This is a genomic window from Methanothermobacter sp., from assembly GCA_030055615.1.
Classification (GTDB): domain Archaea; phylum Methanobacteriota; class Methanobacteria; order Methanobacteriales; family DSM-23052; genus Methanothermobacter_A.
The window spans coordinates 1-25,318 of the sequence record JASFYN010000001.1 but is presented as its reverse complement, the minus strand read 5'-3'; the positions used below and the strand labels follow the sequence as shown (position 1 = coordinate 25,318).

Genomic DNA, 25,318 nt, shown 5'->3' with positions numbered 1-25,318 from the left:
TGAATTGAAAATTCTAATAGATGAAAGAGGTAAAAAATACATGCCCCAAATGGGTGAAGACCTCCAAACAGACCTTGGAATAATAAAAAAAGAAAAAATAGAAAAGAGCCTCCCAGGAGATGAACTGAAAACACACCTTGGGAAGAAATTCAAAGTAATAGAAGCCAATATCAATGATTTCATAGAACTAATGGAAAGAAGATCATCAATCATCCTCCCCAAGGACATTGGAATAGTTATTTCATATACAGGCCTCGGAAGCGGCCAAAGAGTATTAGATGCAGGTACAGGTTCAGGAAGTGTTGCACTAACACTCGCAAATATAGTGGGGGACACAGGCAAAGTATACACCTATGAGATAAGAGAAGACTTCGCAAAATTAGCAGAAAAGAATATCAAAAATTCCGGGATGAAAAATATAATCCTTAAAAATAAAGATATAAAAAAAGGTATAGAAGAGAAAAACCTAGATCTCATATTCCTCGACCTCCCAAAGTCATGGGAGATCATTGAAGACGCCAAGAACGCCCTAAAAGATGGAGGATGGCTTGTATTCTACAATCCATACATAGAACCTGTTAAAATCATCCATGAAAAAGCTAAAAAGTGTAGATTTAAAGAGATAAAAACTATCGAAGTTATTACAAGAGAAATTGAAATAAAAAAGAAAGGTACAAGACCCCGCACACGAATGATAGGACATACAGGTTACCTAACATTCACCCGAAAAATATAGGTGATCAAATGGGCTTCCAATTAGAAAATGTCATATCAATAAAAGATTTCACAAAAAAGGACATCAAATTCATATTAAAAGAAGCGGAAAAAATGGAGCCCATCGCCCGCTCCCAAAAAACCTCAAAGATCCTATCAGGTAAAATACTAGGAATGATGTTTTATGAACCATCAACCAGGACAAGGCTATCATTCGAAGCATCCATGAAAAGGCTAGGAGGAAGTGTAATAGGCTTCTCAGAAGCCGCTGAAAGTTCAGCCACCAAAGGAGAAACACTAGCAGACGCTGCAAGAGTGGTCGCATGTTACGCCGATGCAATCGTAATAAGACACAACGCAGAAGGAGCAGCCCGTTACATCTCAGACATCATAGATATACCAGTCATAAATGCAGGGGATGGGGCAGGCCAACACCCCACACAGACACTCCTAGACCTCTACACCATGCAAAGGATATTCAAGAATATAGAAGGCCTAAAAGTAGCCCTAATCGGCGACCTTAAATATGGTAGGACAGTTCACTCACTTGCATATGCACTTGCCATGTTCAATGTGGATATGATATTTGTATCCCCAAAAGAACTTAAAATGCCACGTGACATTATTCATGATCTTAAAGAACAAAATATATCTGTCCATGAAACCACTAAAATTGCAGAGGTTATAGATGATGTAGATGTACTCTATGTGACAAGGATACAAAAGGAGAGGTTCCCAGACCCAGAGGAATACTCTAAAATCAAAGGTGCATATCGAATAGACGCTAAAATGCTAAATGGTAAAGATGTTATAGTAATGCATCCACTCCCCCGCGTAGATGAAATATCAGTTGACGTTGATAATATGCCACAGTGCAAATATTTCCAACAAGCATTCTATGGCGTGCCAGTGAGAATGGCCCTCCTAAAAGCGCTTATAAAATAGATCACATCCAAAGGGCATTTTCAAGGACTGATGTATCGCACTGCAACTTTATAATATTGGTCCTGCCCTTTCCTCTGCCCTTTGAGACAGTATTGGTAGATATGAGTCCTAATAATTCTAATTCGTTAACGAAGTCAAATATTCGTCTATATGATACAGAATCTCCCTGCGATATCTTCTTGTAAATTTCATAAAGCCTGCCTGATGTTATTTCTTCACCTCTTTTGGTGAGATAAAGTATTGCTTCTAATACTCTCTGTTGTTGACTTGGAAGTGTCATTATAATATCAGTGACTTTATTATGTTCAATATAATCCTTTGCTTCTCTCACAAATTCCCCTCTAACGACATTAGAACCTTGTTCGTCTGCTATTTCCCCTGCAGTTCTTAAAAGGTCAAGAGCATAACGAGCATCACCTTCTTCCTTGGCGGCTAAAGCAGCGCATAATGGTATAACATCGTCCTCAAGCACTCCTTCCTTGAATGATAATTTAGAACGCTCTTTAAGTATATCAACTAATTGTGGCGCGGCATATGGTGGGAAAACAATTTCACGATCCCTTAAACTACTCCTTACCCTCGGTTTTATGAATTTTTTAAAATCTACATAATTACTAATTGAAAGTATTGAAACATTATCAGTACGTGTAAGAGTATATAATAGGCCATCTCCATCATTTTTAAGTAAAATATCTATTTCATCAAGCACTACAATGAGTATGAGGTCTTGTCCAAAAACATTTTTTTTAAAAAGACTCCTAAAAGTATTTATGACTTCTGCTTTTGTCCATCCACGATAAGGAACATCCCTACCAAACTGCTGACACAATCTTGCCAAAACTTGATACTCCGTAGTGTAATCTGTACAACGTATATATTCTGTCCTCACATTAACATCAGAATTCTTAGATGCTTCATTAAGCTGTTTCATGGCAAATTTAGCCACTGCAGTTTTACCAGTTCCTGTCTTCCCATAGATTGTGATATCTGGTGGCGTAACACCCCTAAGTGCTTCCACCCAATACTTAGCTATAGCCCTTATTTGTTCTTCACGGTGAGGTAGCTTATCCGGTAAAAACCTATGATCCAAAAATCTTCTATCTTTAAAAACTGACTTTCTACCTTCTAATTCATCGAACACATTCATGATACCACTTCTAATAAAATTTTAGGAACTCTTTGGGCTCCACTTGTAAGAATCAAATGACTTTAATAACGTACCCCCACCCGTTTAAAACACATGAAACCGTTATATTGCAAGTGTATCTTTTCCTCAACAATATTACATAAAACTTTTTATTAAAAATATACTATAAAAATATTACAATAGAGAGAGAGATACATTTCAAGTGTAACAAGGAAAAATGAGCACCCCCACCTAAACAGAGAGATACATTTCAAGTGTAACACTCATATAAAAATAGTAATTCTTCAAGAATATTCTTCATATTTAATAGTAAAAAAAGCTTATGAGACTTCTTGCTAGAAAACATTAAATTAATCCAAAAGAATGATTTTAAAACCTTAAAAATTCCATGCACAGAAAAAAAATGAAGAAATGAAAAATTTTATAAATATCTACACTTGTAAATGGAAAATTAGAGATCATAAGATGATAATATATCGCTGAAAATAGCCAATAAATAAAATCACAGAAAAATTATATCATAGCATGTCAGAAAAGTCAATGAAAAAATTTTGTAAAAGATGGTGGAGAAGCTCTACAAATCAGTATTTTCGTACGATAGAAATTCTCAAGCAAAAATTTGAAAAAATTGCATGCTCAATTCATTTAATTATTTGACCGTTTAAAAGCTACAGTTCGTTGACATATCTAAAGCACCATTTTCCTAAAAAAATCCTTTTAAAATACAGTAACTAAAAGTTCTATACCTCCAAATCGCAAAATACATATCTTATGGGAGGATGTACATTGAAGAATATAATCTTTCCTATTCTTATAGTTTCAGTTTTAATAATTTTGGGTCGTATATCAAGGAATAACGAAAGAAGATAAAAGTGCTAATTAATGAATATTTAGACTACGAATGAGTCGTAATTTGGAGATAGGCGCCCGTTGTTATATTTATGAATACCCAAAAATTTTAGATATAGTCTTATCAAGTCCAAATGAGGTAACAGTGAAGTCAAAGTTAACAAAACTCTCATGGAATTTACAAGTCTCGATACATCATACAACGTCATTCATCAAATTTTTGAAGTAGTAGAAGGAGAAACCCATAAAGAAGAAACATGGGAATTCAAAATCAAAAAAACGGAGAATGGAAAAATAATCGAAGCAAAAACCCATAACTTAAATTCCACCAAACACTAAAAGCCCCCAAACAAACCATATAAACAAACCACTACACTGAACTTAATAAAATTAAGAAATTAACACCCCACACTTAAGAAATTAGAAAAAAAGAAAGGAAAAAGTCCCAATTAGAAAAAATGCATAATAGATCACCGGAAAGGAGAGGAAAAAGCAAAAATAACCAAGATAATATCGATCTCCATCAAGAGTATAAATTTTAATGAAATCAATAAGTCATGATGGAAAGAGTTTTATTTGTCCAGGTTGTGGAATCAGAAATTTAACCACTGCAAAGTTTTTGTAAAAAATGTGGCGAAAACCTATCAAAAAATAAAAGCTTTGAAAGAAGAAACCTGTTGACTTTTCACGGGGCTTATAAAAGGATATTAAATATTATGTTTTATCAATAATAATTGGAATCAATTTATTTTTCCAGCTTTAAAGGATCATGTTGAGATTCTTTTGCCTTCTCTTATTCCGATGATAATAAGTTCTCTTGCTCGTGTAGTTACAATGGAAGTGTTAGTTGAAGAAATTCGGGGAAAAAAGAATGTGTCTAGTATTTAATCTCAAAGCTTATAACTTAAAATTATTGAAATTTGAGTGAAATATATTAATCAACTACCCAATTACTTTATAATGAATGCGTGGAAATTCGCATTAGGGTTATGATAATATCTTCAAGTAAAAATGTTAGGATGAAGAGATATAAAACATTAAATCCCTTTCAAGGTTTGGTTTTGGTAGTGAGATATTATTTCATGGGATATTTAAAATAATCAAATAAAACAGTTCATAATTGAGCAAGGCAAGTGTAGTGAGTGAAAGAACCCCCCAGAATTGTCAGATAAAACTAAAAAACGTGAAATTTACTCCAACCCAAATAATCCCTTCATTTTGTGAAGGATAGTTTGTTGCAGTCAGATAGATTTCAAGTGTAAATTTCACCCTCAACAAATTTTACACTTGAAATGCACCCCTCTCCCATTATTATGGGGGGGGCTCTTCCAAATTTTACACTTGAAATGCACCCCTCTCTCTGGTCTATACATACATTGCATCTTCAGGTAATTCACCCTTTTTTTCTCCGAATCTCTTCTGTATGAGCCATAAAACATGTAATTTGGCTTTAAATACTTTTTTGATGGTAGATATTAGTCTATCTTTAGTTAATGCATCATTGTAAATCTCATCAGTTACAAGATAACTTTCTAGGATGTTTCTTGGATGTTCTAATTGGAAGTCCACGAGAAATTTGTTCAAGGAGAATCTGATCTGCCAAAGAAACTCTTCCCTTTTGGATTCGCTTAATTCCCGGATCTTTGATAAATGTTCGGGGCTTACGCTCGTGGCACATGCAACCAATACTAGATCTTTTTTACCCTTTGGTTGTATGACATCTATTACATGGTCTTCTGGGTAATTTACAATGAAATGGAAATTGGCGTTTTCATCATCTACTATCTGCCCTAGAAGACCTTCTTCAGTGAGCCATCGTTTTATTTTACTCTCCAAAATTATCACCTTCTCCTCCTAAAATATTGTCATAGTATAATATATAATTGGAGGCAAGGAAAATTTTCTCGAGGGAGGGGAATTTTATCATATTTAATAATATGGAAGTATTCATACTTGGAATTTTAATAGATATTCTACTAGGAGAACCACCAGTTTATTTCCACCCAGTAGTATGGATGGGTAGAATAACTGAAAAATTGAAGTACAAATTTGGAAAAAAGAAAATATCGGGAATAATACTAACTTCCATAATCTTCTTGGCATTTATTATTCCAATTTTATTCATCAACCTTTTACCTTGGCTATTAAAGATCCTGGTATCATCTTTTTTGTTTTCTATAACATTTTCCATCAGATTCTTCTTTAAATCGATAAAAGAAGCAAAAAATGAACTTGAAAATGATATTGGAAAAGCCCGTTTACATATTTCGAATTTAGTAAGCAGAGATACATCTAAACTTAACAAGGAACAGCTTACATCTGCGGTAATAGAAAGTTTAACAGAAAACATAACAGATTCCATAATATCCCCCATAATATTTTTCATGATACTAGGACTCCCAGGAGCAATAGGATACCGGGTTATTAATACATTGGATGCTATGGTAGGCTACAAAGACGAGCAAAATCGTTCCATTGGATGGTTCCCTGCAAAGACAGATGATATACTAAATTATATACCCGCGCGGATAACAGGACTCCTCATAGTAGCCGCAGCTTTCATATTAAGAATGGATTGGAAAAAAAGCTTGAAGATCATGTTACGTGACAGTAAATTAACTCCCAGTCCCAATTCTGGTTACCCCATGGCTGCCGCTGCCGGAGCTCTCAATATCAGATTAGAAAAACCAGGTGTATACATAATAGGCGACGAAAACAATCGACCAAAAACATCAGCCATTGCTGATGCATTAAAACTATCATATGTTACCATATCATTGTTCATATTACCCATCATAATCCTGGGGGTGTTAATCTGAAAATAGCACTTTTATCAGTGACAAAAAACGGTTTAGAAATCTCGAAACAACTTAAAAGCAAACTTTCGCAAGATCCAAGAATACTTCAAATTGATATTTTCCATAAAAATGTTAAAAAAACTCTCAAAAAAATATTTAAGGATTATGATGCGATTATTGGTATAATGGCCATTGGTATAATGGTTAGGAGTATCTGCAAACTCTTATCAGATAAAAAAGAAGACCCCGCAATTATTGTCATGGATGATGCTGGAAAGCATGTTATAAGTTTAATTTCAGGACATTTAGGGGGAGCAAATGATTTAGCATTAAAAATAGCAAATTTAATAAACGCGAGGCCAGTTATCACAACATCTACAGATGTCCATGGTTACATGGGTATAGATGCACTTGCAAAAAAATATTATTGGGATATAAAAAACACAGATAAAATAGTTAAATTTAACATGGCATTATTAGACGGTGAAAAAATAATAATCAAGGCCCCTGAAAACCTAGAATATTTATGTGATGATCCGCTTTTCAAGAAGAGTTACATAATAATGAGAGGGGAAGATAAAACCATTAAGGCAATACTAGATAAAGATGAAATCTTAATAAAACCTAATAAGCTTGTTGCAGGTATAGGCACGAAAAAAGGTATCAATGAAAAAAAGATAATAGAAAGTTTAAAAAAGACTCTATCATTCTTAGATCTTCCACTTGAAAGGTTAGATGTCATAGCAACAGGAGAGATGAAAAAAGGCGAAAAAGGTATAATAAATGCTTCAAAAATCTTGAAAAGGCCATTGGAATTCGTGGATTTGGATGATTTGAAGTTAGAGGATACTTATTCAAGGTCTAGTTTCGTTGAGGGCAAGTTTGGTGTGGGAAGTGTGTGTGAAGCCGCTGCACTTCATGTTGCAGGCAAAAAGTCGCGGCTTATTTTAAGAAAAACAACTTATAATGGGATTGCGATAGCAATAGCTGTATCTTGAGAAAAAGTTTTTTAAAGAGTGTGAAACAAAATAAAACCACTGAGAAAAAGTATTATTAAAATTTTTATTTTAAAAGAAAGGGAGGATTTTAACATGAGTGACAAGACTTTTGAGAAGGTTTCCAAAATTTTAAAGAATATAATGGAGGATACTAGCGTCCCAAGGAATATTAGAAGGGCCGCGGAGGAATCGAATGAAATATTACAAAATGAGGAAGAAGATGTAACCATCCGGGCAAGTACTGTTATATCAATACTTGATGAGATTAGCAACGACCCTAACATCCCCATACATGCAAGGACACTAATATGGGAAATCTTAAGTGAACTTGAATCAATATGAACATGCTCTAATTAAATTTTAGTAAGTATATAGGCTAAGAATTGTGTCTTAGCACTTCCTTCTATAAACTCTGCAAGTTGAATTGCTTCTTGGAGATTTGAACCACAACAGACAATACCATGATTTTTTAAGATTAAAATCTTACTTTCTTTTATCTTTTCGGCGCATTCTCTAGCCAATTCTAAACTACCCGGCCTATGATATGTCACTTCCTCCACAAAATCTACTCCATTGAAACCTTCAAGTCCTTTCAATCTTTTATCTGAGAAAGCGAAGGCGGTTGCATAGGGTGAATGTGTATGTACTATACTTTTTATATCCTCCCTTACTTTATAGATTCCAAGGTGGAGGTATAGCTCAGATGAGGGGTCCCCTCCTAATAATCTGTTCCCATCCATGCTAACAATAGCTACATTTTCTTCTGTCACAAGTGAAAGGGGAATACCAGTAGGGGTTATAGCGATTTCACCCATACTTAAGCGGATACTAATATTACCTGCGCTCCCTGATACAAGACCGTTACTATACAAGTAATGGGCTGCTCTAACCATCTCTTTTATATTTTCTCTCACATCATACCCCCTTATAGGTGGAGAATGGTTTAATTGAATTGTAATACTTTTATCTCTCCCCTATGTAATACTGGTACCTGGCCACATGTGGGAACTATATTATAGATTTTCTGGAATTCAGTCTGGGACTGGAATGTCCCTGAATTTATGAGGTGGACTCCCTTGTATTTTCTGTAAGCGTTGATATGGACGTGTCCTGCATGGAAAATATGTGGTATTTCATCTATGACTAGATGGTCTTCAACCTCATAGGCGATTGGTGTTCTCTCCCCATAAATTGGGGCTAAGTGCCTCTTTTCTAAAAGTTCAGCCATTATAAGATGTGATTTTTCATGTGATAAATGGTTAACGGTCATTGCCATGTCATCAAAGCTTCTACCATGATATATAAGTACTTTGACACCATCTAAGCTCACTATTGATGGGTTGCTTACGAATTCTATGTTTTTTATCTGGTATAATGGTTTTGCATACTCTTTGGGTATGGCTGGTTGTGGTTCAGCTATCCTGGAGGCGTCGTGGTTGCCAGGAGCTATTATTATCTTTATATCATCCCTTATCTCACCTATTAGCCTCGCGGCCTCTTCATATTGTTCATTCACATCTTTTATTATGAGTTCTTTTTCCTGATTTGGGTATACTCCTATACCATCAACAATATCACCAGCTATGATAAGATATTTAACATCTTCTGCTATTTTCACATGTTCTTTGGTTCCAAGTTCACAGTTTAACCATTTTATGAACTTTTTGAATGATTCCTCTAAGAATGTGGAGCTTCCTATATGGGTGTCTGAAATGAAAACTGTGGAAAAATCCATGGGTTTTTCCTCTATCCTAGGTAGACCTGGATGGACTATTTCTGATGGTATTACGAATCTCCCCTTTAAACTCCCCTTAACTCCAATAACCTCGTCCCTTACGAGTCTGTTAGCTTCCTCAAATAATTTACGATTTTCTTTATAGACTATAAGGTTTATTTCCCCGGTTTCATCCTCTATTTCTATTATTTTATGATTATTTTTCGTGTCTCTAATATCTCGGATCATCCCAATTATAGTTACCACATCATGACGTGGTGAAACGCTTGAAATAGGTATCAGATCCCTGAATTCACTTCTTCCCAAGAATATTTCTTTTAATTTATTATATCTATTATTAAAGTAGTCACCCATATCCTTTATTTCACCAGTTGTATAAGATTTCATACTTGTATCCTTAATTATTTTAAAATCAAACTTTTTCCTTTTGGCTTCTAAATCTACTTTTTGACTGCTAGAATCCATGCTAAGAATTTCAGGTGTTATAATTAAAAGTTCACCATCCTCCCTCTGGCTTTTTAAATTTTCAATAAGATTAAGAATAGTTTCTTCCTCTAACAATTTCATCTTTTCATAGGCTTCAGGTTGCACAAGCAAACCATCCTCTGCAAGTCTCAGAAGTATATCTCGGCTCATAATAACCAATCTTTGACAATTTTATGATATTAGGTCATAAGGTAGTCGAAACTTTCTTATAGATCACTAAAAAATATATGATAAAAACTATGATAAATCAGTTACCCCCCACACAATACAGATTTTAAAAATCATAGAGATTCACACAGAGTACGCATTTAAAGTGCAAAAACTTAAAGGGTGATTTTAATGTCAAAGATACTCAAATTCTTCTTATTCCTCTTACTATTCATAATATTCTTCGAAGCGGGAGTTATAAGCTCATATACCCTAGTTACTTCCCAACCACCTGACGTGGAAAAATTAATAAACACACAATTAGATATACTCTCATCCTATCTCAAAATAGGTAAAGAGATAATAGGCCCCAAACCAGAAATAGTTAACATCACCAATAAGATGGAAGTAGCCGAAACACTCCAAAAAAAGGCCCAAGTAGATGGCGTTGAATTAGAAACACTCAATGCAACAACATTCGAGGACCTTGAAAATGAGCGAGTGAATGTTAACATTACAGCAATCGCCTATAGAGAAAATGTGACAGAATCCACTGGTCAAATAGTCATAAAACCAACAGCACAGTTCATGATAACAGCAACAGCAGTTGCAACAGTCGAAGATAACGAGATCAAAGTAGATGTAGGGACAATAAGAATACTTTCTGTTATTCGCATTTATTAGGGTGGATAAATTGATTAAAATTGTTGGCATCGGACCCACAAGAGATGACATGACATTCAGAGCTTTTAGAGCTATAAAAGATGCTGATGTTATAATAGGCTACAAAAAGTATATTGATAAAATCCGCGATATCATAAAAGACAAAGAAGTCATCGAGAAGGGGATGCGAGAAGAGATTAGAAGGGCAGAGCTCGCAATAAAAAAACACAGAGAAGGAAAAAATGTCGCACTAATAAGCTCAGGAGATCCTGGAATTTATGGTATGGCCAATGTATTCTTTCATTTAATCGACAAATATTCCAATATTGAAGTTGAAGTGATACCTGGAGTGACAGCGGTAAATCATGCGGCTTCTCTTCTTGGAGCGCCGTTACATGATTTTGCTGTCATAAGTTTAAGTGACATTTTGACACCACTTTCCGAGATAAAAAGAAAGGTTGAAAATGCGGTGACGGCAGGATTTATAATAGCATTTTATAACCCAAGAAGCAAAAAAAGGAAAAAGCCGTTAATGGAAGCTTTGAAAATAATCGAGGAGCATCTGCCCTCTGATACGCCAGTGGGGATAGTGAAGGGTGAAAAAGCCAAGATAACAACCCTCCAAAGGTTGGATGTGGACGAAGTGGACATGTCAACTACCATAATAATTGGCAATCCTACAACTTACATTAAAGAGGGTTACATGATAACACCGCGGGGATACGCTCTTAAATACTTTATCCACCCACTCGCGCGCGAATATTATCAAAAGTACATTAATGGAGAGATTCAAGAAGGTTCCAATATTGAATGTGAATATTATCCTTGTCATTTCATGGGCCAGGATTGCACATTCTGTTATTGTCCGTTCTATCCTTGTGGTGACGGTTCGACAGGTGGTTATTGGATAAAAGATAAGGGTGTTTGGAGTTGTCAAGAGTGTGAATGGATCCATAAAAAAGATACCGTTAAATGTTTAAAGAAAAGTTTGGATGATATTATCACAGAGGTCGAAGATCTTAACAAGAAAAAGAAAGAGCTTTTAAAATTGAGAAGGAATTGCATTAATGAAACTAGATTAATGTGAGGGGGAAAAATTGTCTAAAGCTAGTGTTAAGGATATCCTAATTGAAATGAAAAATCTTTCGGAATTAATGGTCGATTTAGCATATTCTGCACTTTTATTTAATAGTAGGGATGCTGCTGAGGAAGTTAAAAAATTGGAAAATAAAGTGAACAGACTTAATTATGAGATTAAGAAGGAGTCCCTCCTCGCTGCAAGATCTGTTGAAGACGCGGAAGAACTCACAGCTTTACTCGAGGTGGGGCAAGCCACCGAAAACATAGCTGACGCCGCCAAGGACATTGCAGAATTAGTTTTGAAGGGTATAAAACCCCATCCGGTATTTAAGATGGTGATGGAGGAATCTGATGAGATAATCGTGAGGGTAACCATAGAAGAGGGATCAGAACTCGCTGGAAAATCACTAGGGGAGATTCTTTTAGGAACAAGGACTGGTATGAGGATAATCGCCATAAGAAGGGGTGAATCATGGATCTATGGGCCTGACAGGAACACAGTATTGGCCGAAGGGGATACCCTTATTGCTAAGGGCAATGAAGCTGGGGCAGAATTACTGAGAAAACTTGCTAAGAATGAAATGTCACTTGATGAACTTTAGATACAGGGGGAGAAGTTGCAGGTGATCCTATGATGAAAAAATTAACAGAGAAAATCAAGATTATAATGGATCACCTGCTCATGATACTAGTTAACATTTCAATATTGTTCTCAAAGGCTTTTATAAAATTCTTCGAAATCTTCAAGAAAATAAATTTTTTTATCAAAAGCATAAAAAGGATCCTTGGCGAAAGCCTATTCGCACTTTTTATATGTGCCATCGGCGACCTCATAGCGGGTATAGTCCTAGGTAAAATGACACATTTTCTTGAAGCTTATCCAGGTCTTATAGTCCTTATACCTGGTGCGATAGGGATGCGGGGTAACATTTTCGGGGCTTTAGGTTCACGTCTCGGATCGAACCTTCATATAGGTACCCTCTCCACGGAACTTAAAAAATCTAAAATTTTAAATGATAACATAGAATCTACCATAATCTTGACCATAATAATGTCCTTATTCCTTGGGTTTATGGCCTGGATAATCTGTGAACTTTCAAGTTTTAAAAACATGGGAATAGTTGATTTCACAATAATATCAGTTATGGGTGGTGTAATCTCTGGGACTTTTTTATTACCTGCAACGATTCTGATCGCACTCAAAAGTTATGAAAACGGATGGGATCCTGATAATATTACCACTCCCTTGATAGCGGCATCAGGAGACCTTTTCACATTACCATCAATTTTTTTGGCCATACTATTCCTAGAATTAATAAAAAACACGATATTAGAATCAACATTTTTTCTTCTTTTCATTTTAATGGGAACATTGGGTCTTTTAATAGGGTTAAAAGGGGATGAATATTTGAAGGGTATAATTAGTCAAAGCGTCCCAGTGCTACTTCTCTGTTCTATTTTTGGAACAAGTGCAGGTAGCATTCTAAACAGCAGATTATCTGTCATATTAGATAATCCTAGTATACTTGCACTTGTACCGTTATTCTCAGGGGAAAGTGGAGACCTAGTAAGTATATTAGGTGCTAGACTATCATCTGGTCTACATTCAGGTATTATACCTCCAACACTGATACCAAGGAAGGGGGCTCTTTATAATTTTGGTATAATCATCATACTTTCCATTATAATTTATCCAGTTATAGGGGTTTTAGCCAATATTGTAAGCGCTGGGTTGGGCTTGCCGACAATTCCACTTCATAAGATGATCTTGATAAGCGCGCTTGCAGGTTACCTTTTAACACCCTTCCTTTTGATTTTGGGCTTCTACCTGAACTCTCTTTCATATCGAAGAGAACTAGACCCTGATAATGTTGTAGTACCCCTTTCAACGAGTTTAACGGATCCTATGGCGAATATTTGCCTTGTTTTCATGATAATATTATTTTTGAACGTTTAAATCCATGCTACCATGACGAAATCGCATGGTTGAACTTGAAAATAAGCTGGTTGAAGTGGTACAGCGGATCCTTTAGGCACTGAAATGATCAGAACATTCCCATCACCTTTTACATGTATCCAGATTATCCCAGTAGAATTCGAAGATAAAAGGCTTCTTATCATATTATTTAAGAGTACAGGGGACTTATAGGTATTCTCTTCATCGCTCTTGTTTTCGGGCGCGTCTATAATCCATGATATCCGAGGGTTATCTGCTAAAAGGTAATAATTATTCCTTTCAGTTTCTTCGAATGTTGCTTCGAAGTAGCTACATTTCCATTTATCATGCCTATAGCAACCATTAGATTTCGAATTTAACTCTAGGATAACATATTTTTTGTAGAAGTCACATTGGACTGTCCTGTTTACTATGAATATCTCGTGGGGTGTTCCATCCCCACCATTAATTATAATGGGTGGTATTATCTCATTCTTGGGGTATAGTGTTATATTCGCATGTACTTGTGGTGGTAATACCTTGCTGAGAAGTTCTGGCTTATCTCTTAATTTACATATTTTATCATAAGATAAAATTTTGGAATTTTCATTAGTAGATAAGCCCGGGATCACATTGTTAGTAATTGGAAGAGTCTCCCAGTTACTTGGAGATCCTGGTATATTTATCAATATTTCTGTTGTTTCGCTTGCTATCCTTTCAAAATAGTACCTTTGAAAATTTTCATGGGTTATTTCTCTGTTCATATCCATCAGATCGCTGGAAACTCCTATCATGACAATTATGACGATTATTGATAATAGCATATCTGTTGAGAATACCAAGCCTTCCTCTTTCATTTTATCCCATACTTTTTCTGGTGAGCTTCATCCAAAAAAAGCACGTATGTAGAATTTATTATAAAAGGTCGGCCTTCATATAAATCACCGAATATCACATGATCTACTGAAGCTATGGTAGAGCCATTATTTAACACATAAGAGATTATGAAAGTCTCTAGGCCTTGATGGGGGCATGTAGCTTTTCCTTCTAAACGGCAGAGGTAACAAGGCCCATCATTACTTTCATGATAATAGCCGTTTTGGATGCAATCTACCATGACTGGAATTGATCCATGGGTTTCATAGGGTTCATATGGGCATTTTTTGATAATAAAAGGTGAAGTAGCGTTTTCATAGAATGATCCGTTTTCCACACCTCTGAGATAGGCTACTAGGTTTTGATGATATTCTATACAGGTGAGATTGTGTGAGATTGAATCACATTTCGTAAATGGGAGCGGATCTGGCAAGCCTTCAACTGATACTAATTGTGAAATGTTTTCCGTATGTTTAATATCGCTTTTTTTGACTGTTATTGTCGAGTTCACTTCAATATAGAATGGATCCTTTTCATAGGATGTTATAGTTTTTATGGTGCAGTTAACCTCGCAATCATAATTGAGTTTATTAATTCTTTCCTGTACTTTCTCCTTTACATATTCGCTACTGTCTATAATTGTCATGTTCTCTTCGATAACTTCATAGGCACTTTTATTCAAAACTTCCAAAGTTATAATTGGTATATTACTTTTCACGTCTTTAAATGTTGACATGACATTGTTTGAACTTAAAAAATCGCAATTAACCTTATTCTCATAATCTAACACGGTTAACGTACTGAAAAATAATATAAAAACTGGTATTATAAGTAAAAGTATCGTTCCATTCAAAACATAACCTTCATCCCTCATCATAGATAATACTATAATACATAATATTATAAAAATATTATCATAATAATTTAGCAAATCATAAAAGAAAGTATTACCTGTGAATAATTTAAATAACATGAAAACGTAAAAAAGGTTTTAACAACCCCACCACAGTATGGATACAAACTAAAAAATATTCTAAACCACAAAATAACGCAAAATGGAGGTTCATAAAATGTCAGAAACCGTGAGAACATGGCGCCATATACCCCAACGTTATAATCTACTAGGCTCTAAATGCTTAAAATGTGGTTCGATATTTTTCCCGAAACGCATAGTATGCCCTCACTGCAGGAGAAAGGGCAGACTAGAAGACGTAAAATTCAAAGGAAAAGGTAAAATACACAGTTACTCCGTGATACATGCCCCAAGTGATGAATTTAAAAACATAGCACCATATGTGGTGGCCATAGTTGAATTAGAAGAAGGGGTTAAAATAACCACACAAATAGTTGACTGCAAACCTGAAAATATAGAAATAGGGGATGAAGTAGAAATGGTATTCAGGAAAATAAGAGAAGAAGGAAAAGACGGAGTGATAACATATGGCTTCAAATTCAAACCAGTCAAATAGAATAGGAGTCCTGCTCGTGGGCCATGGCAGCAGATTACCCTATGGGGAAAAAGTTATAAAAGAACTCGCTAAACTCTACAAGAAGGAAGTAGAATATCCAGTTGCAGTAGGCTTCATGAACATTTCAAAACCAACTATTCCAGAAGCCGTAAAAAAACTTTCAAAAAAAGGCGTTAGAAAAATAATCGTCACACCAGTATTCCTAGCACATGGCGTGCACACAAAATATGACATACCACACATACTAGGAATAGACGATGGAAAAGAACACCATCATTCCCATGAACATCAACACGCCGAAAAAATCGAATTTAACGGTGAAATAATTTACACAGAACCACTAGGCGCGGATCCCCGAATAGTTGAAATAATAAAAGACAGAGTAAATTCCGCCCTCTCATGATAAAAATGAAAGTCTCAGATCTAGGAGAAAAAAGGCTTATTAAAAGGATAATAGCCAATATAAAATTGCATCTGAAAGATTTTAACATAAAAGGTCTTGGCGATGACGCCGCCCTCATAGACATGGGCAAAGAGTACATCGTTGCAACAACCGACCTATTAAGACAAACCTCCCATTTCCCCAAGGCCATGACCCATGAACAAATGGGCTGGAAAAGCGTAACAGTCAATATAAGCGATCTAGCCGCGATGGGGGCCGAACCAGTAGGATTCCTAGTGTCAATGGGTCTTCCAGTTCATATGAAAGTTGAAGAATTCGACGAACTCCTTAGAGGCATTCTCAAAGCTTGCAACCATTACAAGATACCTCTCATCGGAGGAGACACAAAAGAAGCAGATGAAATAATATTAGCAGGGGCTGCCATTGGAAGAACACTGAAAGAGGATGCACTTTTAAAAAGCGGATCAAGAGATGGAGATCTGGTAGGGGTAACTGGACAATTAGGCCTTGCGGCAGCTGGGATAAAAATACTTCTCCATAATATAAAGGAGACACCATTAGCAGATGATATATTATCCAAGATAATGGATCACGCGCTTAAACCAAAAGCAAGACTAAAAGAAGCCATAATACTAGCAAAATCGCATCTTGTAAACGCAGCCACCGATATAACAGATGGCCTTGTAAGTGAATTGAATGAACTGATAAATGCCACCCCCAACAACATTGGAATAAGATTATACGAGGAGAAGCTCCCCATCCCCAAAGAAGTGGAGGATATAGCGAAATTAATCGGAGAGGACCCTCTTGAGTTGGGAATTTATTATGGTGAAGATTTCGAACTTCTTTTCACAATCCCACCCGAAAATGTTATCCCCCTACGCGATCAATTAGATTTTCATATCATAGGTGAAGTCACTAAAACAGGGACAATCGAAATAGTTGATAAAGAAGGAAGAACATACATACCACCAGTAAAAGGATATGAACATCTGAGGGGTTAAGTTGATAAGAGAGGCCATTCTTTATGAAAAGGTTAATGAAAGGGTGAGATGTAGCGTATGTAATAGGAGGTGTTCGATCCCTGAAGGTAAAAGAGGCTTTTGCCTCACAAGGGAAAACAGAAATGGTAAACTTTACAGTCTAATTTATGCCGCAGTATCCTCTTCTGCAGTGGATCCAATTGAAAAAAAACCATTATTTCATTTTTACCCTGGCAGTTTTGTCTATTCTCTAGGGACGGTTGGTTGTAACTTTCGTTGCAAGCATTGCCAAAATTGGAATATTTCCCAAGCAGTAATAGATGAAGCATATACAGAGGATATACCACCTGAAGAGGCCATTGAGACTACTAAAAGGTATAATTGTAGATCTATTGCATGGACATATAACGAACCCACTATCTGGCTAGAATATACCCTTGATTGTGCAAAACTTGCACACAAGGATGACATTAAAACGGTTTATGTTACGAATGGCTATATGACAGAGGAAACCCTTGAACTCTTATCCCCATTGTTGGACGCTGCTAACATAGACCTGAAAGGGATGAAAGATGAATTCTATAAGACTGTCTGCAGTGCAAAGTTACAACCAGTACTTGACAGTATAAAATGGATGCATGATGCAGGAATACACATTGAAGTCACAAACCTTATAATACCAGGATATAATGATTCAGAGGACGAACTCCGGGCCCTTGTCAAGTTCATGGCAGAAGAAGTTGGGGTTGAAGTCCCATTACATTTCACACGTTTCTACCCCCATTATAAGATGCAACATTTACCCCCAACGCCAACAGAGACGCTTCTCAAAGCCCGTAAAATGGCACTTGAAGAAGGTATGAGATATGTTTATGTGGGGAATGTTCCAGGTCTTTCAGAGGAAAACACCTATTGTTATAATTGTGGCGAACTTCTAGTACAAAGATATGGTTTCCAGATAAACCAGTTAAATTTGAAAAAGGGTAGGTGCCCTTCTTGTAATGCGAAAATAGATATAATAATCTAGATTATCCTCTCAAATTTCTCGGATCCTTTTAATGGTTTTGTAGCGTCTACTCCAACCTTTGTGGTTGTTCCATCGGCTAATGCTGAAGGATCGAGTGATGAACCCCTCGCCCCCCGGACTATAATTATGTCATCATCTTTTACTCGCGTAGCTATTGCATACTCCACATCTTCTAAATCGAAGGGGTTTATATCATCGTCAACAACCACAACATGCTTTAATGATGGGTGGGCTGATAAAGCCGCCATTATAACATTTTTAGCATCACCTTCAGCCTGTTTTTCCATGGAAACGACCGCATGTAACCAGCAACAACCGCCCTCTGTAAGAATCACATTCTTTACAGTTGGTACGGTATTTTCCACAGCTTTGAATATTCTCGGCTCTTGTGGAAGTCCCTGGAGGAGTTTATGTTCAAGTCCGGCGGGTAAAATAGCATGATATAATGGGTCTTTTTTAAAGTGGATCCTTTCAACTTCTATAATAGGTTCTTTTCTTATGATATCATATGTACCAGTTAAATCCACGAAAGGGCCTTCATCAGTTCTTTTGTTGGCTAAGATCTTCCCTTCTATTATTATCTCCGCCTCTGGGACTTCAATGTCCACTTTTTCGCATTTGAAAAGTTTAAGTTTTCCGTCATGGAAATTGTTTGCAACTTCTAGTTCATCAACATCTATTGGTACTGAGGTTGTTGTTGCGAGTAATGTTGCAGGGTGCATTCCAATGACTATAGCTACAGGCAAATCTTTTCCCATTTCTTCAGCTCTTTTGTAGTAATTGTAGAGGTGTCTTGGAACTATTCGGACAGCTAGGTGTCTTTTATCGAGTAACATCATCCTATGGATAGAAGCATTCCGTACCATAGTTTCTGGGTCTTTGGCTATGATGGCGCCAGCGGTAATATAATGGCCGCCATCTTTTTTATAGTATTTTAGGATTGGTAGCTTCTCTAAATTTGCTTTTTGGGAATGGTAACCTTCTAGTTTTTTAATATTTTCTATTGGGGTCGGGTTATCCATTGCTTGGATTATGCGTTTTGTTATGTTCTCTTTTTTGCAATTAAGCGCTCTTGAAATTTTTTCTCTACTGTTGCATATTCCTGAAATCACTGGTATGTTAGATTCCTTGATATTTTCTAGGATTACTATTTCTTTGGGATGTTCTCTGAGGATTTTGGCGGCTTCAATATGGGTTGAAACTTCCCTTTCGATTTTTATAATATCGAATTCGTTTTTTATGGCTTGTAGAAATTTTCTCATTTGATCACCTAGTTTGGAAGTTAGTGGATCCCTCCTTTTAGTTTTTTTATTCTTGTTTCTATTTTTTCATTTTTTATTCCGAGGATTTCAGCCGCTAATATGGCGGCATTACCACCATTTCCTATTCCGACAATACCTACAGGGGCTCCTGGGGGCATGTTAACCATAGAAAATAGAGAATCTAGACCATAGGCTTTAAAAGCACAGGGAACTCCTATAACTGGTTTGTCTGTAAGGGCTGCTATTGTGCCGGTTACATGTGCAGATAATCCGCTGATCGCTATGAATAATTTGACAGTTTCCATATTCTCTATGTATTTCTGGAAACGTTCAGGATATCTTATGGGGGATATAACATTCAAATCATAGGATATGCCTAGTCTATCCAAGAACATGGTGACTTTTTTAGTGATTTTCATATCAGAATAGCTGCCTGGAATGACAGAAACAAGTGGGCTGTCATTATCCGCACTCTTCTCATTGGTTGTCCATGTTGGCTCTGGGATCGCTATTTTAATTGGAGAGTAATAATCTCCTTCGATGTTATTAGTGATATGTGATTCATCCCTTTCGACCTTTTCATAATATCCTTTTCTAAGTTTTATTATACGGGCTCTTATTTTCTGGTTATAGGTTCCAAGTATCTGGGCTGCGAATAAGGCGCCGTTTTCGCCCCTGTCAATACCAACAGTGGCCACCGGAACTGGGAATGGCATCTGAGAACATGCGAATAAAGCGTCGAGGCCTCCTATTTTTACATCAACAGGCACCCCTACAACTGGTCGATGAGTGTTCGCAGCTATTATTCCTGGAAGATGTGCTGATAATCCAGCTATGCCTATGAAAACTTCCACGCCATTTTTAACAGAATCTAAAACGATGCTTTTAACCCTTTCATGGGTTCTATGTGCTGATGCTACCTTCAAATCGTAGGATATTTTAAGTTTTTCAAGGACGTCCATGGCCTTTTCAGCTATCCTATAATCTGTTCCGCTTCCAAGAACTATCATTACCTTCGGTTTCATTTAACCACCTAAAAATTATGAAAGTGAACATAGCTTTTGATAGAGGGTAAAAGATGTCTTTTCGTTGATAGGTTCCCATTTTAATCTTTTTAAAGTGAAATCATACTAGGCTTTTCTTTATAAATTTGTCTAATTTATATATTGTAGTATTTTTTTATAATAACATTAGAGTTGTTATGGGGATATTTCCTCATGACATATAGAATCTTTTGGAGTCGGAGGCATGTATTGGTTAATCCTCATGATAGTAATATTATTATGTGCTTTGAAGGGGTATGAAAAGGATTTCAGTGTTTCAGTGGTTATACCCGCCTATAATGAAGAAAAAACCGTTGCAAAGGTTGTTAAGACAGCCCAGAATTCATCCTATGTGGATGAAGTTATTGTGGTTGATGATGGTTCATTTGACAATACTTACAAAGAGGCCAAAAGAGCGGGTGCGAAGATAATACGCCATGCAAGCAATCGTGGCAAGGGCGCAGCCCTTAGAACTGGGTTTAAACATTCGAAGGGTGATATCGTAGTCTTTTTAGACGCTGATCTTAAAAATATCACAACAGCCAAGATAGATAAGATGATAAAACCCATCATAGATGGTCGGGCGGATATTACAAAGACCAAATTTAAAAGAAGAGCTGGTAGAGTCACTGAATTAACCGCAAAACCACTCTTGAGATTTTTCTTTCCGGAAATAAAGTTTGAGCAGCCATTAAGCGGCCAGTTCGCCGCTAAAAGAAGTGTTCTCGAGCGGATGAAATTTGAAGATGATTATGGAGTTGACGTGGGGATAGTTCTCGATGCCGATGTCCAGGGGTTAAATGTTAAAGAGGTTAATATAGGCGAACTTGAACATGACATGGCAAGTCTTTCTGAGCTTAATATTGTAGCTACAGAGGTTGTCCGTACCATCGTTGACAGGGCTCTTAAGTATGGTAGGATAACCATGATGGATTCCATGGGGGAGTCAATTCGAATGTGCATACTTGGACTTTCACTTATTACCTTAGGAATCTTTAGCATATTTTTTATCAGGGCGATTCCCCCAGTTGTAGGTATTATAATGGGTGTTTTGGGAATTGTTATAGCAGCTTATTATTTTGTGGCGTTGGTTAAAAGATCATATTATGTTTTAGCCCGTTCAAAGGGTCGTTTACAAGTTTTAAGATCATTTGTTTACATGCATTTTCCCATTTTGGTGTCAGCCCTTATCCTCGTTGCCATGATTTCAGCACTTGTTGGGGCGGTTCATATTGATGAAGGTAAAATATCCATCGAACCCAACCCTGGAAATCTTATAATATGGAAAAAGAATGTGGAGAATAAGACATTTGATGTTAGGGGGCCATATACTATAGATAGTGCCCTTGAAGGCGAAAATGATACTATAAGATTGCCAGAGGAGGCTGCTGACACCCTGGGGCTCAACTATGGTGATATAGTCTATATTGGGGGAGTAGATTACACATTAAAGGAATCAAGGCCTAGCGATGTTAACATCATAAGAATACCAGTAAATGCTAGGGAAATATTAGACGTGAATGTGGGGGATGTGATTAGGGACAGCGCCCTTCGGAAAGTTTTCAATAATATATTTGCAATCCGTAAAATTCCGAATCGATCTAATATTACGATAGAAAATGGTATTTTAATTGAAGATAATGATAAAAGTGGTCGTGAAGTAAACATATACCTTGATGGTAAAAAGATTGCAACAGCCTTAGGCGCGATGAGGAATGGTTCGTATGCAATTTATATAAATGGAATGCATGTTAAAACAATATACTTTAATGAAAATTCGCCCATGGAAAACTATACCATATACTGGGATGCTCATGTCATCATGGTAGAGATTGGGAAGCCGATAAAGAGTAATATGCAATTTGCCACAATAGAAGAGGGTATATTCCTCAATATCATCTCTGATAAACTTTAACAGCCTCATCAACATCATCAGATAATCCTATAGCTGCAAGGGCTCCGATCTGTCCTTGGGCTCCTGTGACTTCTATTAATCGGACTCCAACTTTTTCCGCAACTTTTCTGGCTTCATCTGCAGTGATTAATTTTTTCTTAGCTCTTATAGAATATTCTCTAAGCTTTTCTGGGATCATTATACCATTAAAGATTGCGATTGAAGTCTTATCAGAGAGAGTTTTCTCCTTTAGCTTCTCTATAATCCTTTCTATGAGTTCTTCTTGGGTTCCTGGTTTAACTGCGAATGTTAATGCAACGGAAACGCAATTTTGTGTCTTATATGGGTTGTGTGGATAAAGTTGCACTATAATATGATCCAAGTACTCGAAACCTTCACTTGAAAGTTCAACCCCAATATTATGTGCGAGGGTCCATGTAGCTCCTTTATCCTTTGTATCTGTATCATCTATGCCTATGATAACTTTCTCAAGTCTTGGTGTTATCACAGCGGCCCTTCCAACCTTTGATCCTCCGCCAACATCATATAGTTCAACCCGTTTAACGCCTTCGGCCATCCCACGGCACATTGCAGCGCCAACACCAGCCCCCGCAAGGCCGGCGTGAACGACCTTAACTTCATCATTTGTTACGGTTACTTCTTCGATTCCAGCAGCGTTTAAGCTCGCCCTTAATTTTAGATGTGTTTTTCCCGTCTTTGTAAGGTAAATGTGGCGGTTACCATCCCTTTTTGCCTTTAGTATTAGTTTGCTTGTCCGTGGGTATTGGTAGATCATCCAATGGGAGCCTGAGATACAAGGATGATATTCTATTATCTCTACAAGGTCTTTGTCTACCATTGTGATGATTTTTTTATAAGGAGCTATCCATGGATCTTTAAATTTCTCCCTTAATTCTTCAGGTTTTAGAATCTGCAATTCCATCCCAAAATCTAGAGTTTTTTAAGTCTCCTATACATTTTAACGGCAGCTTCAACAGCCCTTTTAGCGTAATCTACTCGTTGATGGGCTTCTAACCGGCTCATACTAGGCCCTGAAATTCCTAGGGCTACTGGTTTATCATATTCTAGTGCAAGGTCGGCTATTTTACGGGATGCATGTTGTGCTACTATCTGATCATGGTCTGTTGCCCCTTCAATAACAGCTCCTAATGTTATGACAGCATCTATATTGTCATCTTCTAAGAGTTTCTTGATCGCGAGGGGCATGTCAAAGACGCCTGGTACGGGCACGACTTTGGTTATCTCAGAACCGAGAAATCTTGCATGTTCCTCAGCCAACTTTAACATCATCTGGGTTATGTCATAATTAAATTCAGCTACCACAGCCCCTATCCTAACTTTTTCCATTACTGTTCCTCCTAGAATATTATATTAGCGCATATGCTATTGTGCTTATAATCATTATGATTATTATTAGTATGGCTATTACCTGTGCCTTTGTCATTTTAAACTCCCCATTTTCACTATTTCATTTATAGTTTCTGTTAATATTTCAATATCTTCTGGGATATTATAATAGTGTATGGAGGCTCTAACGGTACCGCCCTTTTCATGGACTCCAAGGTGTCTCATAGCTGGTATGGCGCAATGATGACCACTTCTAACACATATCCAAGCCCTCTCATCTAGCATTCTCGCGACATCATCAGGGTTTATATTGTCTATGTTGAAGGATACTATCCCATAAATATTTTTGGGATCTCCATAGCATTCAACTGTGTCGATCTGATTGAGGGATTCATATAATCTTCTTGTAAGATTTTTGCCATGTTTTTCTATCTTATCCATACCTATCTTCTTGAGATAATCTATTGCCCTTCCAAGGCCTATGAAACCCGCTATATTTAATGTTCCGGCTTCAAACCTCCTTGGCGGTTCTTCTAATTTAAACTGATCTTCTAATACGTCAACCACGGTTCCGCCGCCTAGATTTGGCGGTTCAAGTTTATCGACACTCTGAATGTTACAGTAAAGGAATCCTGTGCCAACAGGGCCTAGAGCCCCTTTATGTCCTGGGAATGCTATGAAGTCTGCCCTAAATTCCTTAACATCAACTTTCATATGCCCAAATGATTGGGCAGCATCTACCATGAAAAGTATATTATTCTCTTCCGCGATCCTACCGATCTCTCTTATATCTTGGACTGAGCCTATAGCGTTAGATACATGTGTTACTGTTATAAGCTTGGTATTTTCATCTACAGCCTCTTCTACGCGCCCAGGGTCGATAATACCATTTTTATCTGCTTTGATTATTTTTATGTTCACTCCCTTTTCTCGGAGTTTTAACCATGGCAAGTAATTTGAATGGTGTTCGATGTTTGGAACGATAATAGAATCTCCCTTCTCAAATCTAAGGCCTGTTGCAACAAGATTTATTGACTCCGTTGTATTCTTTGTGAATATTATCTCCTCTGCTTGCGCATTCACGAAATCCGCTATCTTTTTCCTTGCTTCTTCTAATTTTTCAGTTGCTTTAACTGCAAGTGAATATGCACCCCTTCCTGTATTCGCATTATACTCGTAATAGTATTTGTCCATGGCCTCTACGACCGGTCTGGGTGTTGGTGTTGTGCTTGCAGCATCAAGGTAAACATAATCTTCTAATAGGGGGATGTCATTTCTAAGTTCTCTGGGGTTCATCCCTTATCACCTCGAGGGTGCAATTATGGGGTGGTTGAAAGATATTCTTCTACTTGTTCCCTGATTTTTTGGGCTACTTGTGTTGTTGTGTGTTTTCCTTTGAGGTCTGGTGTTTTTATTCCTTTTTTTAGTGTTTTTGTGAGGGCTTTTTCTATTAGTGTGGCTTCTTTTTTCTTGTTTAGGTGTTTTAGCATTAGTG

At 36.9% G+C, this 25,318-nt stretch carries 27 protein-coding genes; 15 read left to right on the top strand and 12 right to left on the bottom strand.

Annotated elements, in window-relative coordinates:
• Positions 1 to 4: 4 nt before the first annotated feature.
• Both QFX38_00135 and pyrB read left to right on the top strand, forming a co-directional pair.
• Positions 5 to 736, top strand: coding sequence for a tRNA (adenine-N1)-methyltransferase (locus QFX38_00135; protein MDI9623289.1), 732 nt, complete (start codon positions 5 to 7; stop codon positions 734 to 736).
• 8 nt (positions 737 to 744) lie between these two features.
• Entirely contained in the window at positions 745 to 1,659 is a 915-nt protein-coding gene (gene pyrB / locus QFX38_00130; GenBank protein ID MDI9623288.1) for an aspartate carbamoyltransferase, read from the top strand.
• Position 1,660: 1 nt separating this feature from the next.
• Here the strand turns inward: pyrB and QFX38_00125 are convergent, their stop codons facing one another.
• A complete protein-coding gene (locus tag QFX38_00125) occupies positions 1,661 to 2,806 on the bottom strand; it encodes an orc1/cdc6 family replication initiation protein (GenBank protein ID MDI9623287.1) in 1,146 nt (381 codons plus the stop codon).
• Between the two features lie 1,020 nt (positions 2,807 to 3,826).
• Here QFX38_00125 and QFX38_00120 point away from each other — a divergent pair.
• Positions 3,827 to 3,994: a hypothetical protein gene (locus QFX38_00120; protein MDI9623286.1), complete on the top strand. Its 168-nt coding sequence runs from the start codon at positions 3,827 to 3,829 to the stop codon at positions 3,992 to 3,994.
• Between the two features lie 1,026 nt (positions 3,995 to 5,020).
• On the opposite strand, the gene QFX38_00115 is transcribed toward QFX38_00120, so the two are convergent.
• The gene (locus tag QFX38_00115; protein ID MDI9623285.1) at positions 5,021 to 5,500 is read right to left on the bottom strand and encodes a DUF2299 family protein; all 480 of its coding nucleotides are present in this window, start codon (positions 5,498 to 5,500) and stop codon (positions 5,021 to 5,023) included.
• Positions 5,501 to 5,592: 92 nt separating this feature from the next.
• Between QFX38_00115 and QFX38_00110 the strand changes: the two genes are divergently transcribed.
• The 3 genes from QFX38_00110 to QFX38_00100 all read left to right on the top strand — a co-directional run bounded on the left by QFX38_00110 (position 5,593) and on the right by QFX38_00100 (position 7,793).
• Positions 5,593 to 6,474, top strand: a complete 882-nt coding sequence (locus tag QFX38_00110; GenBank protein ID MDI9623284.1) for a cobalamin biosynthesis protein — start codon at positions 5,593 to 5,595, stop codon at positions 6,472 to 6,474.
• Between the two features lie 17 nt (positions 6,475 to 6,491).
• Entirely contained in the window at positions 6,492 to 7,451 is a 960-nt protein-coding gene (locus QFX38_00105; protein MDI9623283.1) for a cobalamin biosynthesis protein, read from the top strand.
• 93 nt (positions 7,452 to 7,544) lie between these two features.
• Entirely contained in the window at positions 7,545 to 7,793 is a 249-nt protein-coding gene (locus QFX38_00100; protein MDI9623282.1) for a UPF0147 family protein, read from the top strand.
• 11 nt (positions 7,794 to 7,804) lie between these two features.
• Here QFX38_00100 and QFX38_00095 read toward each other — a convergent pair whose 3' ends face one another.
• Both QFX38_00095 and QFX38_00090 read right to left on the bottom strand, forming a co-directional pair.
• Positions 7,805 to 8,365: a class II aldolase/adducin family protein gene (locus tag QFX38_00095; GenBank protein ID MDI9623281.1), complete on the bottom strand. Its 561-nt coding sequence runs from the start codon at positions 8,363 to 8,365 to the stop codon at positions 7,805 to 7,807.
• Positions 8,366 to 8,394: 29 nt separating this feature from the next.
• Positions 8,395 to 9,822, bottom strand: coding sequence for a DNA-directed DNA polymerase II small subunit (locus tag QFX38_00090; protein MDI9623280.1), 1,428 nt, complete (start codon positions 9,820 to 9,822; stop codon positions 8,395 to 8,397).
• A gap of 189 nt (positions 9,823 to 10,011) precedes the next feature.
• Here QFX38_00090 and QFX38_00085 point away from each other — a divergent pair, with 189 nt between their 5' ends.
• From QFX38_00085 to QFX38_00070, 4 genes are read left to right on the top strand one after another with little or no spacing between them, the layout of a single operon-like run.
• A complete protein-coding gene (locus QFX38_00085; protein MDI9623279.1) occupies positions 10,012 to 10,503 on the top strand; it encodes a hypothetical protein in 492 nt (163 codons plus the stop codon).
• A gap of 10 nt (positions 10,504 to 10,513) precedes the next feature.
• Positions 10,514 to 11,569, top strand: coding sequence for a precorrin-3B C(17)-methyltransferase (gene cobJ / locus QFX38_00080; protein MDI9623278.1), 1,056 nt, complete (start codon positions 10,514 to 10,516; stop codon positions 11,567 to 11,569).
• Positions 11,570 to 11,579: 10 nt separating this feature from the next.
• Positions 11,580 to 12,164: a potassium channel family protein gene (locus QFX38_00075; protein ID MDI9623277.1), complete on the top strand. Its 585-nt coding sequence runs from the start codon at positions 11,580 to 11,582 to the stop codon at positions 12,162 to 12,164.
• Positions 12,165 to 12,196: 32 nt separating this feature from the next.
• A complete protein-coding gene (locus tag QFX38_00070; GenBank protein ID MDI9623276.1) occupies positions 12,197 to 13,519 on the top strand; it encodes a magnesium transporter in 1,323 nt (440 codons plus the stop codon).
• Here the strand turns inward: QFX38_00070 and QFX38_00065 are convergent.
• Positions 13,516 to 14,355, bottom strand: coding sequence for a hypothetical protein (locus QFX38_00065; GenBank protein MDI9623275.1), 840 nt, complete (start codon positions 14,353 to 14,355; stop codon positions 13,516 to 13,518). The two genes, QFX38_00070 and QFX38_00065, sit on opposite strands and share 4 nt — an antisense overlap.
• Positions 14,352 to 15,251, bottom strand: a complete 900-nt coding sequence (locus QFX38_00060) for a hypothetical protein (protein MDI9623274.1) — start codon at positions 15,249 to 15,251, stop codon at positions 14,352 to 14,354. Before QFX38_00060 ends, QFX38_00065 begins: the two co-directional genes overlap by 4 nt.
• 193 nt (positions 15,252 to 15,444) lie before the next feature.
• Here QFX38_00060 and QFX38_00055 point away from each other — a divergent pair, with 193 nt between their 5' ends.
• Genes QFX38_00055 through amrS form a run of 4 tightly spaced genes read left to right on the top strand, consistent with a single transcriptional unit; the run spans position 15,445 to position 18,256 of the window.
• A complete protein-coding gene (locus QFX38_00055; protein ID MDI9623273.1) occupies positions 15,445 to 15,843 on the top strand; it encodes a Zn-ribbon domain-containing OB-fold protein in 399 nt (132 codons plus the stop codon).
• Positions 15,815 to 16,246 (top strand): sirohydrochlorin nickelochelatase, encoded by a 432-nt coding sequence (gene cfbA / locus QFX38_00050; GenBank protein MDI9623272.1) that lies wholly within the window; start codon positions 15,815 to 15,817, stop codon positions 16,244 to 16,246. Before QFX38_00055 ends, cfbA begins: the two co-directional genes overlap by 29 nt.
• Positions 16,243 to 17,250 (top strand): thiamine-phosphate kinase, encoded by a 1,008-nt coding sequence (gene thiL / locus QFX38_00045; protein ID MDI9623271.1) that lies wholly within the window; start codon positions 16,243 to 16,245, stop codon positions 17,248 to 17,250. The genes cfbA and thiL overlap by 4 nt, the downstream gene beginning before the upstream one ends.
• Position 17,251: 1 nt before the next feature.
• Positions 17,252 to 18,256, top strand: coding sequence for an AmmeMemoRadiSam system radical SAM enzyme (gene amrS, locus QFX38_00040; GenBank protein ID MDI9623270.1), 1,005 nt, complete (start codon positions 17,252 to 17,254; stop codon positions 18,254 to 18,256).
• Here the strand turns inward: amrS and QFX38_00035 are convergent.
• Together QFX38_00035 and purE are read right to left on the bottom strand one after the other, a co-directional pair.
• A complete protein-coding gene (locus QFX38_00035) occupies positions 18,253 to 19,518 on the bottom strand; it encodes a UbiD family decarboxylase (protein MDI9623269.1) in 1,266 nt (421 codons plus the stop codon). The genes amrS and QFX38_00035 overlap by 4 nt on opposite strands.
• A 20-nt stretch (positions 19,519 to 19,538) precedes the next feature.
• Positions 19,539 to 20,543: a 5-(carboxyamino)imidazole ribonucleotide mutase gene (purE, locus tag QFX38_00030; GenBank protein MDI9623268.1), complete on the bottom strand. Its 1,005-nt coding sequence runs from the start codon at positions 20,541 to 20,543 to the stop codon at positions 19,539 to 19,541.
• A 223-nt stretch (positions 20,544 to 20,766) separates the two neighbouring features.
• Here purE and QFX38_00025 point away from each other — a divergent pair, with 223 nt between their 5' ends.
• Complete coding sequence (locus QFX38_00025) at positions 20,767 to 22,476, top strand: glycosyltransferase (protein MDI9623267.1); 1,710 nt, start codon at positions 20,767 to 20,769, stop codon at positions 22,474 to 22,476.
• Here QFX38_00025 and QFX38_00020 read toward each other — a convergent pair.
• The 4 genes from QFX38_00020 to QFX38_00005 form a co-directional block, all read right to left on the bottom strand.
• A complete protein-coding gene (locus QFX38_00020; protein MDI9623266.1) occupies positions 22,457 to 23,392 on the bottom strand; it encodes a DUF1743 domain-containing protein in 936 nt (311 codons plus the stop codon). The two genes, QFX38_00025 and QFX38_00020, sit on opposite strands and share 20 nt — an antisense overlap.
• A gap of 14 nt (positions 23,393 to 23,406) precedes the next feature.
• The gene (gene ribH / locus QFX38_00015) at positions 23,407 to 23,823 is read right to left on the bottom strand and encodes a 6,7-dimethyl-8-ribityllumazine synthase (GenBank protein MDI9623265.1); all 417 of its coding nucleotides are present in this window, start codon (positions 23,821 to 23,823) and stop codon (positions 23,407 to 23,409) included.
• 93 nt (positions 23,824 to 23,916) lie between these two features.
• On the bottom strand, positions 23,917 to 25,119 hold the full coding sequence (locus tag QFX38_00010) for a cysteine desulfurase (GenBank protein ID MDI9623264.1): 1,203 nt from the start codon (positions 25,117 to 25,119) through the stop codon (positions 23,917 to 23,919).
• A 23-nt stretch (positions 25,120 to 25,142) separates the two neighbouring features.
• The gene (locus QFX38_00005; GenBank protein MDI9623263.1) at positions 25,143 to 25,313 is read right to left on the bottom strand and encodes an isocitrate/isopropylmalate family dehydrogenase; all 171 of its coding nucleotides are present in this window, start codon (positions 25,311 to 25,313) and stop codon (positions 25,143 to 25,145) included.
• Between the last annotated feature and the right edge of the window lie 5 nt (positions 25,314 to 25,318).

Coding starts and splice junctions, on each gene's coding strand:
- cfbA (MDI9623272.1), top strand. CDS start 15,815: ATGGCTTCAAATTCAAACCAGTCAAATAGAATAGGAGTCCTGCTCGTG.
- ribH (MDI9623265.1), bottom strand. CDS start 23,823: ATGGAAAAAGTTAGGATAGGGGCTGTGGTAGCTGAATTTAATTATGAC.
- QFX38_00110 (MDI9623284.1), top strand. CDS start 5,593: ATGGAAGTATTCATACTTGGAATTTTAATAGATATTCTACTAGGAGAA.
- QFX38_00005 (MDI9623263.1), bottom strand. CDS start 25,313: ATGCTAAAACACCTAAACAAGAAAAAAGAAGCCACACTAATAGAAAAA.
- QFX38_00120 (MDI9623286.1), top strand. CDS start 3,827: ATGGAATTTACAAGTCTCGATACATCATACAACGTCATTCATCAAATT.
- QFX38_00090 (MDI9623280.1), bottom strand. CDS start 9,822: ATGAGCCGAGATATACTTCTGAGACTTGCAGAGGATGGTTTGCTTGTG.
- thiL (MDI9623271.1), top strand. CDS start 16,243: ATGATAAAAATGAAAGTCTCAGATCTAGGAGAAAAAAGGCTTATTAAA.
- QFX38_00065 (MDI9623275.1), bottom strand. CDS start 14,355: ATGAAAGAGGAAGGCTTGGTATTCTCAACAGATATGCTATTATCAATA.
- QFX38_00060 (MDI9623274.1), bottom strand. CDS start 15,251: ATGATGAGGGATGAAGGTTATGTTTTGAATGGAACGATACTTTTACTT.
- QFX38_00125 (MDI9623287.1), bottom strand. CDS start 2,806: ATGAATGTGTTCGATGAATTAGAAGGTAGAAAGTCAGTTTTTAAAGAT.
- QFX38_00025 (MDI9623267.1), top strand. CDS start 20,767: ATGTATTGGTTAATCCTCATGATAGTAATATTATTATGTGCTTTGAAG.
- QFX38_00085 (MDI9623279.1), top strand. CDS start 10,012: ATGTCAAAGATACTCAAATTCTTCTTATTCCTCTTACTATTCATAATA.
- pyrB (MDI9623288.1), top strand. CDS start 745: ATGGGCTTCCAATTAGAAAATGTCATATCAATAAAAGATTTCACAAAA.
- purE (MDI9623268.1), bottom strand. CDS start 20,543: ATGAAACCGAAGGTAATGATAGTTCTTGGAAGCGGAACAGATTATAGG.
- QFX38_00100 (MDI9623282.1), top strand. CDS start 7,545: ATGAGTGACAAGACTTTTGAGAAGGTTTCCAAAATTTTAAAGAATATA.
- QFX38_00070 (MDI9623276.1), top strand. CDS start 12,197: ATGAAAAAATTAACAGAGAAAATCAAGATTATAATGGATCACCTGCTC.
- QFX38_00035 (MDI9623269.1), bottom strand. CDS start 19,518: ATGAGAAAATTTCTACAAGCCATAAAAAACGAATTCGATATTATAAAA.
- QFX38_00010 (MDI9623264.1), bottom strand. CDS start 25,119: ATGAACCCCAGAGAACTTAGAAATGACATCCCCCTATTAGAAGATTAT.
- QFX38_00055 (MDI9623273.1), top strand. CDS start 15,445: ATGTCAGAAACCGTGAGAACATGGCGCCATATACCCCAACGTTATAAT.